The following is a 14,258-nucleotide window of genomic DNA, read 5'->3' as shown; positions in this document are numbered from 1 at the left end:
CCTCCCGTGTACCGGGGAGAGATGTGCGGAGGAGCCCGGCACGGCGGCACAGCCGGCCCGGGGCCGACGGGCGGGGACCGGTGCGCACCGGAGAGATATGGGTGGAAAGATCATGATGAAGGGTGTCGGCGCCACGCGTCGCCAACGGCACAGCGTCAGCGGGGCGGGGCGGGGACGCCGTACGGCTCTACGGGCCCTGGTTGTCGTGCTGTTGGGTCTCTGGGCCGCCCTGGGGGTCGGCACTCTGACGGCCGGGGCCGCCGACGGCGACATCGTCAAGGTGTTCGTGGTGAGGGACCCGGCGCAGACGGGTGGTCAGGCCGACACACTGCAGTCCATCGCCACCAGTACCCTCGGCGACGCCAACCGGTCGGGTGAGATCTTCGACCTCAACCGGGGCCAGGCGCAGCAGGACGGCGCCTCCCTCAACGACCCGGGCGACGTCCTGCACCCGGGCTGGATCCTGCGGCTGCCGCCGGACGCGAGCGGCCCCGACGTCCAGCAGGCGAAGGAGACCGGAACCGGGACAGGTACGGGGACAGGTACGGGCACCCAGAACACAGCGCCGCCGGCCGCGAGTTCGGCGCCACCGGCCGCCGGGAACACCGCCGGCGCACCGGCGGACCCCGACACGGTCAGCATTCCGCTGCCTGCCGTACTCGGTGTGCTCGGCGCGATCGTGCTGGCCCTGGTGACCGCCGGCATCGTCGGCAGGCGCCATGTACGCCGCGCCTTCGCCGCGTTGGGCCGCCGCCTCCGCAAGTTCGGTGACCCGGCCCGCCGTAAGCGCAGGCTCCAGTTCCGCCGCGCCGTCACCTCCCGGTTCGCCTCCGACGCCGACTCCGTACGCGGCGCCTACGGCGTGCTGGCGGAGTTCGCCGCCCGCAAGGGCAAGCGCGAGACGCCGGTGCACGCGCTGCGGGTGGACTCCGGCGGTGTGACGGCATGGCTGCCGTCCTCGGAGGAGATCCCCACCCCGTGGCAGAACGTCGGCGGCACCCTGTGGCGGCGCCCGGCGGGAGCGGCCTCCTGGCTGACCCCCGGCTCCGCGGGAACCGACCTGGAAACCCTGGTGGCTTCGGCCTGCCTCGTGCGGGTCGGTACGGACGACGACGGTGAGCCGGTCTTCGTCGACCTCAGCAGGCTGGACGGCACCCTCAGTGTGACGGGCGACCACGCGGTGGCCCGCGACGTGGTGAGCGGCCTGCTGGCCGAGGTCGCGCGTACCCGGCCCGGCCTGCCCGTCAGCGTCCTGCGGGGTACGGACGGCGCGCCGCCCATCCCCGTACCCCAGGGACTCGAAGAGGTGACGCGTATCGACGAGGGGCTTCGGAGCCCCCGGCCCGGATCGCCGGGGTCGACCGTACGCGCCGCGGCTTCCCGCCGTCCGGTCAAGGGCCTTGTGGTCATGGCCGGCACGCCGACCGACCGGGAGGCCGCCGAACTGCTCGCGCTCTGCGGTCCGGGCGGCGCCGGCTGGACCGGACTGGTCTGCGGCGAGGTCGGCGGAGCGCACTGGCGGTGGCGGACCGACGCGGACGGCAATGTGGACATCCCCGTCCTCGGTGTGACACTCACGGTTCCCGCCTGACAGCGGCGCCCTGACACCGGCATCCTCACAGCGGCGTACGGGGCCGGCCGCCCGCGCGGGGACGGGAGAGGAAACGCACTCCTACTCCGCGTGGGCGCCGGCCCTGGCCCGAGCCCTCGTCCGCAGATTGCACAGCGCGTAGTGCTGGCGCGACTTGACCGTGCCGGCGGGTATGCCGAGTATCCCCGCGGTCTCCTGCACGGTACGGCCGCACAGGTACGTGTGCACCAGCACCTCACGGTGCTCGACGGACAGCATCCGCAGCAGCCCGATGGCCTCGACGGAGGCGAGCACCGCGTCCGCGTGGTCCCGCTGGGTGGAGTCCTGGTTGTCGGCGCCCAGCGTCTCGTAACGCGACGGCGCGCTGCGGAGCCGGTCGATGACGAGGTTGCGGGTCACCGTGAGGAGCCAGCCCCGGACGGAACCCTCGGTGCTGTACAGCCGTTCCGTGTGGTTCCAGGCCCTGATCAGGGTCTCCTGGACGATGTCCTCGGCCAGGTGGCGGTCGCTGAGCATCTTCTCGGCGTAGGCGAGGAGCGCCTTCCCGTGTTCAGCCACCAGCACATGCAGGAGGTGTTCCTTACGGGCCTTCGGGGACGCGTCGGGGGCCGCGATTGTCTTCATGTTCCGATTCCTGGGGGTCTTGCAGGCACCACACCGAGACTGTAACCGGCGCCTCCGGTTCCGGTTTGCGGGCCGAAGGAATCCGATGGCTGTGGGACGTTAAAGGTGTGGCGGAGCTGGGTAGTTGAGGGGAAGACCGGCGAGTTGCGGGGTGGATTCGTCGGCCGTGGCCGACGGGAGGGGCGGCACAGGGAGCGGTGAGGTGTCCTTGTGGGACAGTCGCCCGCAGCGAGCCTATGCGTACCCCGGTGCTGAAAAAGTGCTGAAATCCTGCGGCCGCCCGGAGCGCCGGTGATCAGGGGTCTTGGACGCCGTCACGACAGGTGGCGACGGGTGTCGACGGACGTCAGGGACAGTCCGCCGGGACGCGGGGTACGTCCCGGCGGGCCGTCACCCGTAACCGGAGCCGGAAGGCCCCGGTGCCTGTGGCGCGGGACGACGGCCGGGGCACGGGCGAACTGCTCACCTGCCGCCGGAACGCCGCCCGTGGTTCACTTCTGCGTCATCCCTTGGCTGCGGGGATGGTCTTGCCCTTGTCGCTCCCGGGGATGTCCTGCTTGATGGCGAACCACACACCGCCGATGTTCTGCCCGTTGGTCTGGCCGGGCTGCGCGTCACCGTTGAAGGTGTAGGCGGGCCAGCAGTTGTACGACTCCTGGGCGGTTCCGTTCGGCGTGTTGAAGGTGAACAGCACCTTCGGGTCGAGACCCGCCGCCTTGGCCTGCTCGGCCGTGACGGGTGCGCTGGGCGTCCACTGCTTGAGGCAGGTCGCGTCACACGCCGTCTTCATCGGCCAGGGGGTGTCCTTGGTGAACAGGTAGAGCGTCTTGCCGTTCTTGTCGGTCAGGATCTTGCCGAGCTTCGGGTCGTCGAGCACGCCGAGCCCGGGACGGTCACTGCCGGCCTCGCCGCCGTCGGGCTGCGCCGCGTACCACGTACCGCCCACGCCCTGGCCGTTGGTGTCACCGGGCTTGGTGTCCTTGGCGAAGTAGTACAACGGCTTGCCCGCGAGCGTCAGTTGCTTGCTGCCGTCGGTCCGGGTGACCGAGCCCAGCAGGTCCTTGTTCAGACCGTCCGACACCGTGGCGTCCGCCGGGACCGGCGGCCACGCGGTGGCGCAGTCGCCGTCACAGGTCGACTTGCCGGGGGTGGCCTCGTCCTTGGTGAAGACATACAGGGTCATGCCCTGTCCGTCGGCGACGATCGACTTCAGCTTCGCATCGGTACGCACCGCCAACTGGCCGGCGCCCGCGCTCGGCGCGACGGAAGCGGATCCCGGTACGACGGAGATGGACGGCGCGGCGCTGCCGCTGCTCGCCGCCTTGGCCGGGCTCGTCTCCTGCCCGCATGCGGTGACGCCTATGAGCATCGTGGCCGCGGCCCCCACGAGCAGGGCACTTCGGGTGTTCTTCTTCATCACATTCCTTGCGTTCACCGTGCGTCCGCTTCACGGGAGCGGCGCCTCATCCCTATACACGTGGGCGGTGGTTGCCGTGTTCAGAGCGGACGGTGCGGACTTGGGAAAGTGGGATCCCGGACGTACGCCGGTGTGCCACCGGTCGCCGGCACCGGCACCCGTTTCGCCGGAGACTTCCCCACACGACGAGGACGAAGACGGCCAGCAGGAGCAACCGCTGCCACGGCGGAAGGGAGCGCCGACCGGAGCGCCGCTTCCGACCGGGTGGCATACCGCGAGCGCGACGCGAGATGGCTGTCAGCCTTCGGCGTTCAGCCCGAGGTGCTCCTCCAGCCGCGCGATGCGCCGGTTCAGCGGCTCCAGTTCCTGACGTACGGCCGCTGCGAGCGCCTGCTGCGCGCCGGCGGCCGGCGCCGGCCGGCCCTGCCCGGTCTCGGCCCGCAGATGAACGTAGCCCGCGAGCGCCGCGGTGACGGCGCGGCGGACGAGCTTGGGGTCGGCGCCCAGGCCTCGTAGAACCTGTCCGGCCACGCCGTCCGGTTCCGCGGTCAGGCCGAGCAACAGGTGTTCGCAGCCGATGTAGTTGTGGCCGAGCGAGGTGGCCTCGGTGACCGCCAGCTCCAGGGCGTTGGCGGCGGGTCCGTCGAACCGGCGCGGGTCGGGGTCCGGCAGGTCGCCTGCGGGCGCCTCCGGCTGTCGGCGGGACAGATCGTGCCCGACCTGCTCCGGTGCGATCTCCATGGCCCGCAGCACGTGGAGAGCCAGGTTGGTGCCCTCGTCCAGCACGGCGCCCAGCAGATGCTCGGTGCTGATCCTCGGCGCTTCGGCTTCCCGCGCCCGCTCCATCGCCAGCTTGAGCACCGCACGTGTCCTCGGGGTGAAGTGCGCCAGCGCCCCCGTCGGTTCGTCGTCGAGATCGGCGAGAACCGACTCACGGATGGCGGTCACCCTGCGTACGGCCTGCTCCAGCGCCCGCTGGCACACGGCCGACACAGGCACACCGGCGGTCTTGACCGCTTCGGCCAGGTCGTCGGGCAGATACACGTTGATCTTCGGCACCGGATACCCCCATGGTTATTGTGTAACCACAAGCTAACCCCAATGGGGTTAGCTGTCCAGGGCGTGCGCGTGCCTGGGTCCGTGGGTGCCTGGGTCCGTACGTGCCCGGGCCGGGCGCGGGCGGAGCGCCCGGCCCAGGGCGGCGCGCGGAGTCACCGACCACCCGGTCAGTGGGCGCTTCGGAGCCAGTCCTTGTAGTGCGTGGGCGCGAGACGCGCGTCCGGTCCCGCGATGAGTACGTCACCCTTGACGGCCGCGAACATGCCGGCCTGGTCGTCGATGACGACGGTGCGTCCGTCGTGTTCCGCGGCCAGCGTCATCCTGCCGACCTCGTCGAGGGTGAAGACGTCGGGGCCCGCGAAGTCGCGAATGCCCTGGAGAGGGGCGCCGGTGGAGATCTCGACGACCGCGTCGACGACGTCCGCCGCGGCGATCGGCTGGATGGGGGTGGCGGGCAGCCGGACGGTGGTGTCGTCGGAGGTCCAGGACATGGTCGCCTCCATGAACTCGTAGAACTGGGTGACGCGGACGATCGAGTACGGCGTCGGCCCCTGCCGGAGCAGCTCCTCCTGCAAGGCCTTCGCCCGGTAGTAGTCCAGCTCCGGCACCTGCTCCACACCGACGATCGAGACGATGACCTGGTGCCGGACCCCGGCACGCTCGCCGGCGGCCAGCAGGTTGTTCATCGAGGTACGGAAGAAGTCCAGGGACGCCGCGTCGAAGGTGGGCGAGTTCGCCACGTTGATCACGACGTCGGCGCCCTCCAGCGCCTGGTCCAGCCCCTCGCCCGTGATCAGGTCGACGCCGGTGGACGGCGCCGCGGGGACGGCCTCGTGTCCGGCCGAGGTCAGCTTCTGGATCACCTGCGAGCCGATCCGTCCGGTACCGCCGATGACTGTGAACTTCATGGCTCTCACCTTTCGCGCCGTGCCGCGGGGCAGGCCGGGGTTGGCTGAGGACCGCGCCCTCAACTCGGATACTTCTTGTCCGAGATAATAGTCGGATAACCTTTGTCCGAGTCAACAGGGTGAGGCAGGTGGCGACATGAAGTTGTCAGGCGGGGTCGAGTGGGCACTGCACTGCTGCGTGGTGCTGACCACCGCGACGGACCCGATTCCCGCGGCCCGGCTCGCGGCGCTGCACGACGTCTCGGGCAGCTATCTGGCCAAGCAGCTCCAGGCGCTCTCGCGCGCCGACCTGGTGCACTCCGTACAGGGCAAGGCGGGCGGATACGTACTGACCCGGGCCCCGGAGCTGATCACCGTCCTCGAGGTGGTCGTGGCCGTGGACGGCTCGCAGCCCGCGTTCGTATGCACCGAGATCCGCCGGCGGGGCCCGCTGGCGGCCCGGGCGGAACAGTGCACGCGCCCCTGCGCGATCTCCCGCGCGATGGCCGGCGCCGACGCCGCCTGGCGGGAGGCCCTGCGGGAGATATCGATCGCGGACCTCGCCAGAAGCGTCGACGAGGACTACGGCTCTTCCGTGTTCGACGGCATCCGCACCTGGCTGACGGGGCCGAACGACGACGAAGACCGGGTCGGCGCCCACTGACCGGCCATGTCCCGGATCGTGTCGGCCAGGACATCAGGAGCGGTGAGGTGGGCTGTGTGCCCTTGGCCGGCCAGCGTGACGATCCGGGCGCCGGGCAGCGTCAGCGCCAGGTCCGCGACCCGCTCACGCAAGTGGGCCGGGCTGAGGTCTCCTTCGACCAGGGTCGCTGGAGTCTTGAGCGCGCTGAAGCACTCGATGCCGATACCGAGTGCGTCGATCGCCTCGTTGTCGGTGATCTGCGCGGCCGCGTACGCGGCGAACGCGGCCCGTACTCCCGGATTTCCGAACATCGCCTCCACCACCGGCGCGGGCATGCGGACGATGTCGCGCAGGTGGATCCGCATCGCCTCCGCCGGGTCACCCGCGTCGAGGGCGGCACGAGCACGGTGTCCCGCCGCCCCCGCGATCAGCGAAGTGGTCGGCATCGGAGGCTCATACAGAAGCATTCCGGCACATGACGACGGCGCGGCCAACGCCGCCCGCCCGGATGAAGCACCGGCAAAGTGGTCGGCCCACCACCCTCGTCGAGAGCGGTGACGGGTGCACCGTCATAAGAACGTGCGAGAAGCTCAGCCATGCGGACTAGAATGCACACCGCGGCCGACGTGCCACCGACAGACCACCGACACACTCCCGCGGTACACGGCACGGCACGCCATGGCACGCCACGTCGTCGCCGACCACGCGCGCCCGCCGGTCTTCCCCACCCTCCTCGGCGCCGGACGGAATACTCCGGGCACGGCCGAGGCTGGCCTTTCATGACCGAGATTCTTGTGACAGGCGCAACCGGCAACGTCGGCAGGCAAGTTGTAGGTCAGCTCCTGGCCGCCGAAACCGCTGTGCGCGCGTTGGTACGTGATCCCGAAGCCGCCGGACTGCCGGCGGACGTGACGGTCGTCGGTGGGGACCTCTCCGAGCCGGGCACGCTGGAAGAGGCGCTGAAGGGTGTCGGTGTTGTGTTTCTGATCTGGCCCTTCCTGACGACCGGGGGCGCGGCCGCCGTCCTGGAGGTGATCGCCCGGCATGCCCGCCGGATCGTCTACCTCTCGTCGTCCGGTGTGAACGACGACGCCGAACGGCAGACCGATCCCATCAACCAGCTCCACGCCGACATGGAGCGGCTGATCGAGGAATCGGGCCTGCGGTGGACCGTCCTGCGGTCGGACACCATCGCCTCCAACGCGCGAGGGTGGGCCGGGCAGATCCGTACGACGCGCGTCGTCCGTGGTCCCGACATCGCCGCCACGGCGGTGGTCCATGAGCGCGATGTCGGGGCCGTGGCGGTGCGGGCGCTGAGCGGTGACGGGCATGAGGGCGCGACGTACGTTCTCACCGGACCGCAGGTGCTGAGCAGATCGCAGCAAGTACAGGCGATCGGGGAGGCGATCGGCCACCCGGTCGCCTTCGAGAAGGTCCCCGTACAGCTCGCGCGCCGGCGGATGCTCGCCGACGGCAGGCCGCCCGCTCTCGTCGAGGCGCTCCTGGCCGGCGTCGAGAACCGGCCCGCGTCGAACGTGATCACCTCCACGGTGGAGGAGATCACCGGAGTGCCGGCGCGCACGTTCCGCGCGTGGGCGGAGGAACACGCTGAGGAATTCCGCCCGGACAGGGCCGCTTCAGAAAAGTAACCTTGTTCAGCTCGCCAGGCGTTCGGGGCGAGGGTCGAGTCGCCGCCGCCGAGCGCCTACCGCGGCTGTGTCGCGATCTGGATGAGGTTGCCGCAGGTGTCGTCGAAGACGGCGGTGGTGACGGGGCCCATGGCCAGGGGCTCCTGGGTGAAGCGGACGCCGAGGCCGCGCAGGCGCTCGTACTCCGTCTTCACGTCGTCGACGGCGAACTGGGCCAGCGGGATGCCGTCGTTGACGAGCGCGTCGCGGTAGGGCCTGACGGCCGGGTGGCCGGCGGGCTCCAGGAGGAGTTCGATGCCGCCGGGCTCGTCGGGCGAGACGACGGTGAGCCACCGGTCCGTCTCGCCCAGCGGGACGTCGTGCTTCTTCACGAATCCGAGGATCTCGGTGTAGAAGCGCAGGGCCTTGGCCTGGTCGTCGACGAAGATGCTGGTCAGATGGATCTTCACGGGGTGCTCTCCTCTGCTCCGGATGTGTCGGGCGCGGGCCATCGCTCGGCGATCTGCCGCAGCGGGGCCGTGTTCAGGTCGTGGAACTTGTAGCGGCCCTCCCGCCTGGTCTCGACGAGCCCGGCGGCCTCCAGCACGGCGAGGTGCTGGGAGACCCCCTGACGCGAGATGCCAAGCTGATGTTTCATGCTCAGTCGCGCGCAGATCTCGAACAGTGTCTGTCCGGACTTCTCCGTGAGCTCGTCGAGGATGGTGCGACGGGTGGGGTCGGCCAAGGCTTTGAACAGGTCATCGGCCACACCCACAGAATAGGCAACTCCTCACTTGCCTATCAAGTCCCCGGCAACTGGCCGCGAGCGGGGAATCTCTCACCCGCAACCGGACACCACCTCACGAACCGCCCTCTCAGGCCGGGAGCGACAGCGCCACCCTGCGTTCCGTCTCCTTCAGGCGCTCCAGCTTCTCCCTGATCTGCGCCGCGTCCGGATGGTCGAAGGCGTCGACGATGTCCAGCGCCTGGAGCCATGCCGAGGCCGCCAGGCCGTTGGCGCCGGCCGCCTCGTGGCTGTCGCCCATGTGGACCAGGGTGTCGGCCTCCAGATAGCGGTCGTGGACCTCCCTGTACAGGTCCAGGGCGTGCCCGTAGCAGGCCAGCGCCTGGCGGTACTGGGCCAGATGGTGATGGGCGTAGCCGAGGCTGTCCCAGGCCGCCGCCTCACCGTCGCGGTCGCCGACCTCCTGGCCCACGGCGAGCGCCTGCCGGCACTGGTCCAGTGCCTTCTCGTACTCGCCGAGCAGGATGTGGGTCCAGCCGACCTCGTTGAAGATCCTCCCGTGCGCGCCGCACCGGCCTCCCGGGCCGTAGAGCGCGAAGGCCTGCCGGTAGTGGTCGAGGGCCTGCAGATGGCGGCCGAACTTGTTGCAGAGGAAGGCGAGATAGCGGTGCACCCGCCCCTTGGAGATGGGATCGTCCACCTCGTCGAACAACTCCAGCGCCCGCAGCAGGTGTTCGTACGCCTCGTCGCGGTGGTCGAGCCTGCCGTACGCGAACCCCAGGGCCCGGTGGGTGTGGGCCTGCCCCGCCAGATCTCCCAGGCGCTGCGCCGAGGTGAGGGCCACCGCCTGGACGGCGAGTTGTTCCTGCCACCGGCCGAGCCGGTCGAGGCACAGCTCCAGCGTCGCCGCGAGCTGCCAGCAGTGCGCCCCCGAACCGCGCCTCGCCTCCTGGTGCACGGCGGCCAGCAGCACCAGGTGTTCCGCGTCGAGCCAGTCGGCCGCCTGGCCTTTGTCGGTGAACCGCACAGGATTCGCGCCGGGACACGGCGCCGGCAGTGTGATGCGTTCACGGTGCGGCGCGAGCAGGCTGTCGGCCGCCTGCGCGCTGTGCAGGTAGTGGTCGAGCATCCGGTGCAGCGCGTCGATGCGTACGTCCTTCCCGTCCTCGGCACGGGTCAGTTCGGCGGCGTAGGCGTTGAGCAGCTCGTGGAAGACGTACCGGCCGGGTGCGTGCTCCGTCAGCAGATGGGCACGTACCAACTCCGAGAGCAGCGGCCGCACTTCACGGACCGGGAGCCCCGCCAGGCTCGCCGCGGCTCCGGCCGAGCCGTCCGGCCCCGGATGCAGGGCGAGCAGCCGGAACAGCCGGGCGGCGCCCGCGCTGAGTGTGCTGTACGACCAGGAGAAGACGCTGCGCGCGTCGGTGACGGGGTCGTCGACGGCGAAGGCGTCCAGACTTCCGTGGGACTCGCGGAGTTCGGCGGCGACCGAGGCGAGGGAGAACGCCTGGTTGACGGTCGCGCGTGCGCCGACGATGGACAGCGCCAGCGGGAGCCGTCCGCACAGGCCGATGATCTCGTTGGTGGCGGCCGGCTCGGCCGCCGTACGGGCGGCGCCCAGCCTGCGCGTCAGGAACTCCCGCGCCTCCCGCACCGTGAGCACGTCCAGCTCGATGGGACGGGCGCCCTCACCGGCGATCAGACCGTGAAGCTGGTTGCGGCTGGTGACGATGACCAGACAGCCCGGCGCGCCGGGAAGCAGCGGACGCACCTGCTCGGTGTCCCGGGCGTTGTCCAGCAGGACCAGCACCCGCCGGCCGGCCAGCAGGCTGCGGTACAGCGCCGCCTGGGCGTCGAGACCGGCGGGGATACGGTGCGAAGGCACCCCGAAGGCGTCGAGGAACGTACGGATCGCATCGCCCGGCGTCATGATCGAGCCGGTCGGGTGGAAGCCGCGGAGGTTGACGTAGAGCTGCCCGTCGGGGAAGCGGTGGGCGATCTCATGGGCCCAGTGCACGGCGAGCGTGGTCTTGCCGACACCCGCCATGCCGCCGATCGCGCTGATCACCACGGCGGCCGGCTGCTCGCCCTCCTCGGGCAGCAGCGCGTGCGTCCTGGCCAGTTCGCTGCGCCGGCCGGTGAACGCCGAGAGGTCGGCGGGGAGTTGGGCCGGCCGTACCTTCGGTATGTACTGGTCGGCCGAGGCCTGCCCCGCCGCGGCTGCTTCCGCCGGAGCCGAGCCGGAAGAGCCGGAAGAGCCGGGCAGACTCGATGAGTCGGCCGGACCGGACGCGACCGGTCCCGTGCCCGGACCCCCGTCCACCGACGCCGCCGGAAGCGGGACGTTCTGCCGCAGCACCTGCTCCTGCGCCGCGCGCAGCTCGGGCCCCGGGTCGAGCCCCAGCTCGTCCGCGAGCCGCGTACGGACCGTCCGGTAGACGTCGAGCGCCTCCGCCTGGTGGCCGGTGGCCGCCAGCACCACGATCAGCCGGGCCTGGAGCACCTCGTCCAGAGGGTGATGTGCGGCGGCCTGCCTGAGCGTGATCAGGACCCGCTCGGTGAGCCCGGCCCCCGCGTCGAGCGCTGTCTCCGACGCCTCCTTGACGGCGACGAGATGTTCGCGGTCGACCGCGGTGAACACCGGATGCGCCCGTATCTGGGAGGCGATCCCGGTCGCCACCGGGCCCCGCCACAGGGTGAGCGCCTCGATGAGCAGTTCCGTGGCCGGCTTCGGCGACCCCTCCTCGGCGAGGCGCCGCGCCTCCTCGCGCAGGGCGCGGAACCGCAGCAGGTCCAGGTCGTCCGTCCCCAGATCGAGCCGGTAACCGCCGGAGCCGCGTACCAGCCGCCGCGAAGCGGCCCTGGTGGGCAGGTCGGGTTCGAGCAGCCGGCGCAGCGCGCCGACATGCCGGTGCACCACATTGACCGCGCTGTCCGGCGGGTCCTGCCCCCACAGGACGTCGACGATCTCGTGGACGGCGACGGGCTGGCCCGTACGCGTCAGTAGAAAGGCGAGCAAGGCCCGTTGCTTGGGTGGCCCCAACTCCAGCTCGACACCATCACGCCACGCCCTGACCGGTCCCAACACAATGAAACGCACAGTCGGGGAGTGTAGGGCGTGCCCGCTCCGGCCGTATCACGGTATCGCCGGTGCGGCGTGGCTTTTCAAAGAGTACGCGGGACAATACCGGGGAAGCGGGCGGGGCGGGCCGCGAAAAACGCACCGCTCGTAACCCTCGACGAACGCCCAGTGATGAAGAGACAGCAAAAAGACCCCGACCGGACGGGGGAGACCGGTCGGGGCCCGACAAAGGGGCGGAGTGCGGATGGCGGTCGCCTCGCGGCGATGAGCATCATGGGGCTTCAGCCGAACGATCGTCCCCATGTGCGATTCATATGTGGGGCCCGGGGACACTGTCCCATCCGCACCCACATAGATAGGAACGGACGGCGCCGCCCCCTTGTTCCCGGCCCCGCCCGCCCCGCGTATCCCGCCCGGCCCGCGTACCCCTGCCGGTCCCGCGTACCCCCGCGTCCGCGTCCGTCAGGACGGGAAGTCCTCCTGCGGCACCCCGGTGGTCGTCGCGTTCCCGCCGATCGACTTGGCCAGCGAGAACGTCAGCACGTCGTACTGCGTACCGCCCGACACCTGCCGGGTGTGGAAGTCCGCCGGGTCGTCGAACTTCTCGAACGAGCAGTCCCGGGTGAAGGACTTCTTCGCTGAGTTCCAGTCCTCACCCATGGTGAAGTAGACCGTGTATGTGCCGTTGTTGACGCTCCGCACCGTCGAGCTGCCGCCCTTGCGCAGATACACGGTGAACGCGGTCTTCTTCCCGCGCGTCAGCGTCACCACCGCGTCGCTGTCCGTGCCGTTCTTGACGGTGAGCTTCCCGAGGCCGCTCCGGCCGGTGTCCTTGATGAACGAGCCGGTGCTGAGCCGGCGGTTCTTGGCCTTCTCGGTACGCGGCAGCTTCAGGTGCACGGGATAGCCGAGCCCGCTGAGCGTGCCGGCGGCGTCCCGTACGCCCCCGAGGGCCGTCGGGTCCGATCCCAGCTCCACACGCGGCGAGGTGGCGCAGCGGCCCCCGCCCGCCTGCGAGTCGGTGAGGGTGTCGCTGAGACCGCGCAGCGAATCCGCCAGCGAGAGAGTGCCGTCGACCGCGTCCTCCGGCGCCTCGGCGGATTCCAGCAGTGCGGCGGCGCTCCTGGCCGAGTCCGCAGCCTTGGCTATCGCCTGGTCGAGCGCCTTGCCCTCCTTGGCGCTGTCGACGGCGCGGAAGGCCTTGTCGACCGGGCCGAGCGTGCTGTCGAGCGTACGGCGGTACACGGCCGGATCGACGGTCGGCGACGGGCTCGGGGTGGGCGAACCGACCGCGCTCGGCGTACCGGCGCCGTCCTTCCCGTCGTCACCCCCCGTGCCGCACGCCGTGAGCCCCAGCGGCAGCAGCACCACCAGCGCCGTGCCGACCGCCGCACCCCTCCCCGACCTGCGTGTACGCGTGTTTGTCACGATGATCCCCCCGAATCCCCCGCCGGCCTCGATCGATGACCGAATGTCCAGGCTTGCCCGTTGTCGGACCGCTGTCAAGACGCTTTTGGGCTGCCGCCGGTTCCCGCTCTGCTGGCGGTGTCCGGAAAGCGGCCGTAGCGTGAAAAGGCGATGACTCGAAATGGCCGAAGCGGCCGGACGGGCGGCAGCTCCATGGGAGACGACACGGAACGGACGACCCAGCTCATCTGCGCCCACCTCGCGGACGTGGAACCGGTGACCCCCGACAGCCCGGACAGTTGTACGGAGTGCGTCGCAGTCGGGGACACCTGGGTCCACCTGCGGGAATGCCAGACGTGCGGGCACATCGGATGCTGCGACTCCTCGAAGAACGCACACGCCACCGCGCACTACAAGGCGACCGGGCACCCGCTCATCCGCTCCTACGAGCCGGGCGAGGCCTGGTGGTGGTGTTACGAGGACGAGATCAGCTTCGAGGTCGAGGGCATGGGCCCGGTGCGCCCGGCCTGACTCATTCGGCCCCCTGTCGCGCGGCCCCGTTCCGCCCGGCTCCGTACCGCGCGGCCATATGGTCCTCGAAGGTGCGGTGCCCGTACGCGGGCCCCGGCACCAGCGCGTGCCCCGCCGCGAACCCGGCGAACGCCTTTCCCGGCAGCTTCAGCGGCAGAACCGGACGTCGCGACCCCTTGGCCCGTCGCCACGCCGCCGCCAGATCACCCACAGCGCGCCGCTGCGGCCCGCCGATGTCCGGCACCCGGCCGGAGGGACCGGATCCGGTCAGCTCGGTGAGACGCCCGGCGACATCCTCCACGGCGATGGGCTGAAGGGCGAAACCAGGCGCGAGGAGGACCGGGGAGAAGCGCTGCGCGGCCAGGATCTCGTCGACGAGCGAGTGGAACTGGGTCGCCCGCAGCACCGTGTACGGCAGCCCCGACTCCGCCACCAAGCCCTCGACGGTCACCTTGTCGCGGTAGTACCCCATCGGGATGGACTCGATCCCCACGATCGAGATCAGCACCAGATGCGCCACCCCCGCCTCACGGGCCGCTGCCAGCAGATTCCTGGTCGCCGCCACGTCCCCGTGGCCCCGGGTCGTCGCGAGGTGCACCACCGTGTCGGCGCCGGCGACCGCCTCGGGCACGCCCGCCCCGCTG

General features: G+C 70.7%; 14 protein-coding genes. 4 read left to right on the top strand and 10 right to left on the bottom strand.

Annotated elements, in window-relative coordinates; translation table 11 throughout:
* The first annotated feature begins 112 nt into the window (after positions 1-112).
* Entirely contained in the window at positions 113-1,591 is a 1,479-nt protein-coding gene (locus QR77_RS01035) for a hypothetical protein (protein WP_160310869.1), read from the top strand.
* An 81-nt stretch (positions 1,592-1,672) separates the two neighbouring features.
* On the opposite strand, the gene QR77_RS01030 is transcribed toward QR77_RS01035, so the two are convergent.
* From QR77_RS01030 to QR77_RS01015, 4 genes are all read right to left on the bottom strand, one after another.
* A complete protein-coding gene (locus QR77_RS01030) occupies positions 1,673-2,215 on the bottom strand; it encodes a sigma-70 family RNA polymerase sigma factor (protein ID WP_078876409.1) in 543 nt (180 codons plus the stop codon).
* A 502-nt stretch (positions 2,216-2,717) separates the two neighbouring features.
* Positions 2,718-3,632 (bottom strand): SCO0930 family lipoprotein, encoded by a 915-nt coding sequence (locus QR77_RS01025; protein ID WP_040019230.1) that lies wholly within the window; start codon positions 3,630-3,632, stop codon positions 2,718-2,720.
* 297 nt (positions 3,633-3,929) lie between these two features.
* A complete protein-coding gene (locus QR77_RS01020) occupies positions 3,930-4,691 on the bottom strand; it encodes a Clp protease N-terminal domain-containing protein (RefSeq protein ID WP_040019229.1) in 762 nt (253 codons plus the stop codon).
* A 167-nt stretch (positions 4,692-4,858) separates the two neighbouring features.
* Positions 4,859-5,599, bottom strand: coding sequence for an NAD(P)H-binding protein (locus QR77_RS01015; RefSeq protein ID WP_040019228.1), 741 nt, complete (start codon positions 5,597-5,599; stop codon positions 4,859-4,861).
* A gap of 136 nt (positions 5,600-5,735) precedes the next feature.
* On the opposite strand from QR77_RS01015, the gene QR77_RS01010 reads away from it, so the two are divergent.
* On the top strand, positions 5,736-6,242 hold the full coding sequence (locus QR77_RS01010; protein WP_040019227.1) for an Rrf2 family transcriptional regulator: 507 nt from the start codon (positions 5,736-5,738) through the stop codon (positions 6,240-6,242).
* Here the strand turns inward: QR77_RS01010 and QR77_RS01005 are convergent.
* Positions 6,161-6,667, bottom strand: a complete 507-nt coding sequence (locus QR77_RS01005; RefSeq protein ID WP_052488437.1) for a hypothetical protein — start codon at positions 6,665-6,667, stop codon at positions 6,161-6,163. The genes QR77_RS01010 and QR77_RS01005 overlap by 82 nt on opposite strands.
* A gap of 333 nt (positions 6,668-7,000) precedes the next feature.
* Between QR77_RS01005 and QR77_RS01000 the strand changes: the two genes are divergently transcribed.
* On the top strand, positions 7,001-7,870 hold the full coding sequence (locus QR77_RS01000; protein WP_040019226.1) for an NAD(P)H-binding protein: 870 nt from the start codon (positions 7,001-7,003) through the stop codon (positions 7,868-7,870).
* 56 nt (positions 7,871-7,926) lie between these two features.
* Here QR77_RS01000 and QR77_RS00995 read toward each other — a convergent pair whose 3' ends face one another.
* From QR77_RS00995 to QR77_RS00980, 4 genes are all read right to left on the bottom strand, one after another.
* Complete coding sequence (locus QR77_RS00995) at positions 7,927-8,319, bottom strand: VOC family protein (protein WP_040019224.1); 393 nt, start codon at positions 8,317-8,319, stop codon at positions 7,927-7,929.
* A complete protein-coding gene (locus tag QR77_RS00990; RefSeq protein WP_040027055.1) occupies positions 8,316-8,618 on the bottom strand; it encodes a metalloregulator ArsR/SmtB family transcription factor in 303 nt (100 codons plus the stop codon). Before QR77_RS00990 ends, QR77_RS00995 begins: the two co-directional genes overlap by 4 nt.
* Positions 8,619-8,724: 106 nt before the next feature.
* A complete protein-coding gene (locus tag QR77_RS00985) occupies positions 8,725-11,694 on the bottom strand; it encodes a BTAD domain-containing putative transcriptional regulator (RefSeq protein ID WP_040019223.1) in 2,970 nt (989 codons plus the stop codon).
* 444 nt (positions 11,695-12,138) lie between these two features.
* A complete protein-coding gene (locus QR77_RS00980; protein ID WP_040019222.1) occupies positions 12,139-13,104 on the bottom strand; it encodes a hypothetical protein in 966 nt (321 codons plus the stop codon).
* 192 nt (positions 13,105-13,296) lie between these two features.
* On the opposite strand from QR77_RS00980, the gene QR77_RS00975 reads away from it, so the two are divergent.
* Entirely contained in the window at positions 13,297-13,614 is a 318-nt protein-coding gene (locus tag QR77_RS00975; protein WP_040019221.1) for a UBP-type zinc finger domain-containing protein, read from the top strand.
* A gap of 1 nt (position 13,615) precedes the next feature.
* Here the strand turns inward: QR77_RS00975 and QR77_RS00970 are convergent.
* Positions 13,616-14,258 (bottom strand): NAD(P)H-binding protein (locus tag QR77_RS00970; RefSeq protein ID WP_040019220.1); only part of this gene is annotated, 643 nt, incomplete at its 5' end.

The sequence above is a fragment of the Streptomyces sp. 150FB genome (genome assembly GCF_000818195.1).
Classification (GTDB): Bacteria; Actinomycetota; Actinomycetes; order Streptomycetales; family Streptomycetaceae; genus Streptomyces.
Note: the sequence above shows the minus strand (reverse complement) of the source record. Positions and strands in the feature narration are given on the sequence as shown.

What these genes read in the sequence shown, in the direction of transcription:
- QR77_RS01035 (WP_160310869.1), top strand. Translation starts at nt 113, where the DNA reads ATGATGAAGGGTGTCGGCGCCACGCGTCGCCAACGGCACAGCGTCAGC.
- QR77_RS01030 (WP_078876409.1), bottom strand. Translation starts at nt 2,215, where the DNA reads ATGAAGACAATCGCGGCCCCCGACGCGTCCCCGAAGGCCCGTAAGGAA.
- QR77_RS01025 (WP_040019230.1), bottom strand. Translation starts at nt 3,632, where the DNA reads ATGAAGAAGAACACCCGAAGTGCCCTGCTCGTGGGGGCCGCGGCCACG.
- QR77_RS01015 (WP_040019228.1), bottom strand. Translation starts at nt 5,599, where the DNA reads ATGAAGTTCACAGTCATCGGCGGTACCGGACGGATCGGCTCGCAGGTG.
- QR77_RS01010 (WP_040019227.1), top strand. Translation starts at nt 5,736, where the DNA reads ATGAAGTTGTCAGGCGGGGTCGAGTGGGCACTGCACTGCTGCGTGGTG.
- QR77_RS01005 (WP_052488437.1), bottom strand. Translation starts at nt 6,667, where the DNA reads ATGCCGACCACTTCGCTGATCGCGGGGGCGGCGGGACACCGTGCTCGT.
- QR77_RS01000 (WP_040019226.1), top strand. Translation starts at nt 7,001, where the DNA reads ATGACCGAGATTCTTGTGACAGGCGCAACCGGCAACGTCGGCAGGCAA.
- QR77_RS00975 (WP_040019221.1), top strand. Translation starts at nt 13,297, where the DNA reads ATGGGAGACGACACGGAACGGACGACCCAGCTCATCTGCGCCCACCTC.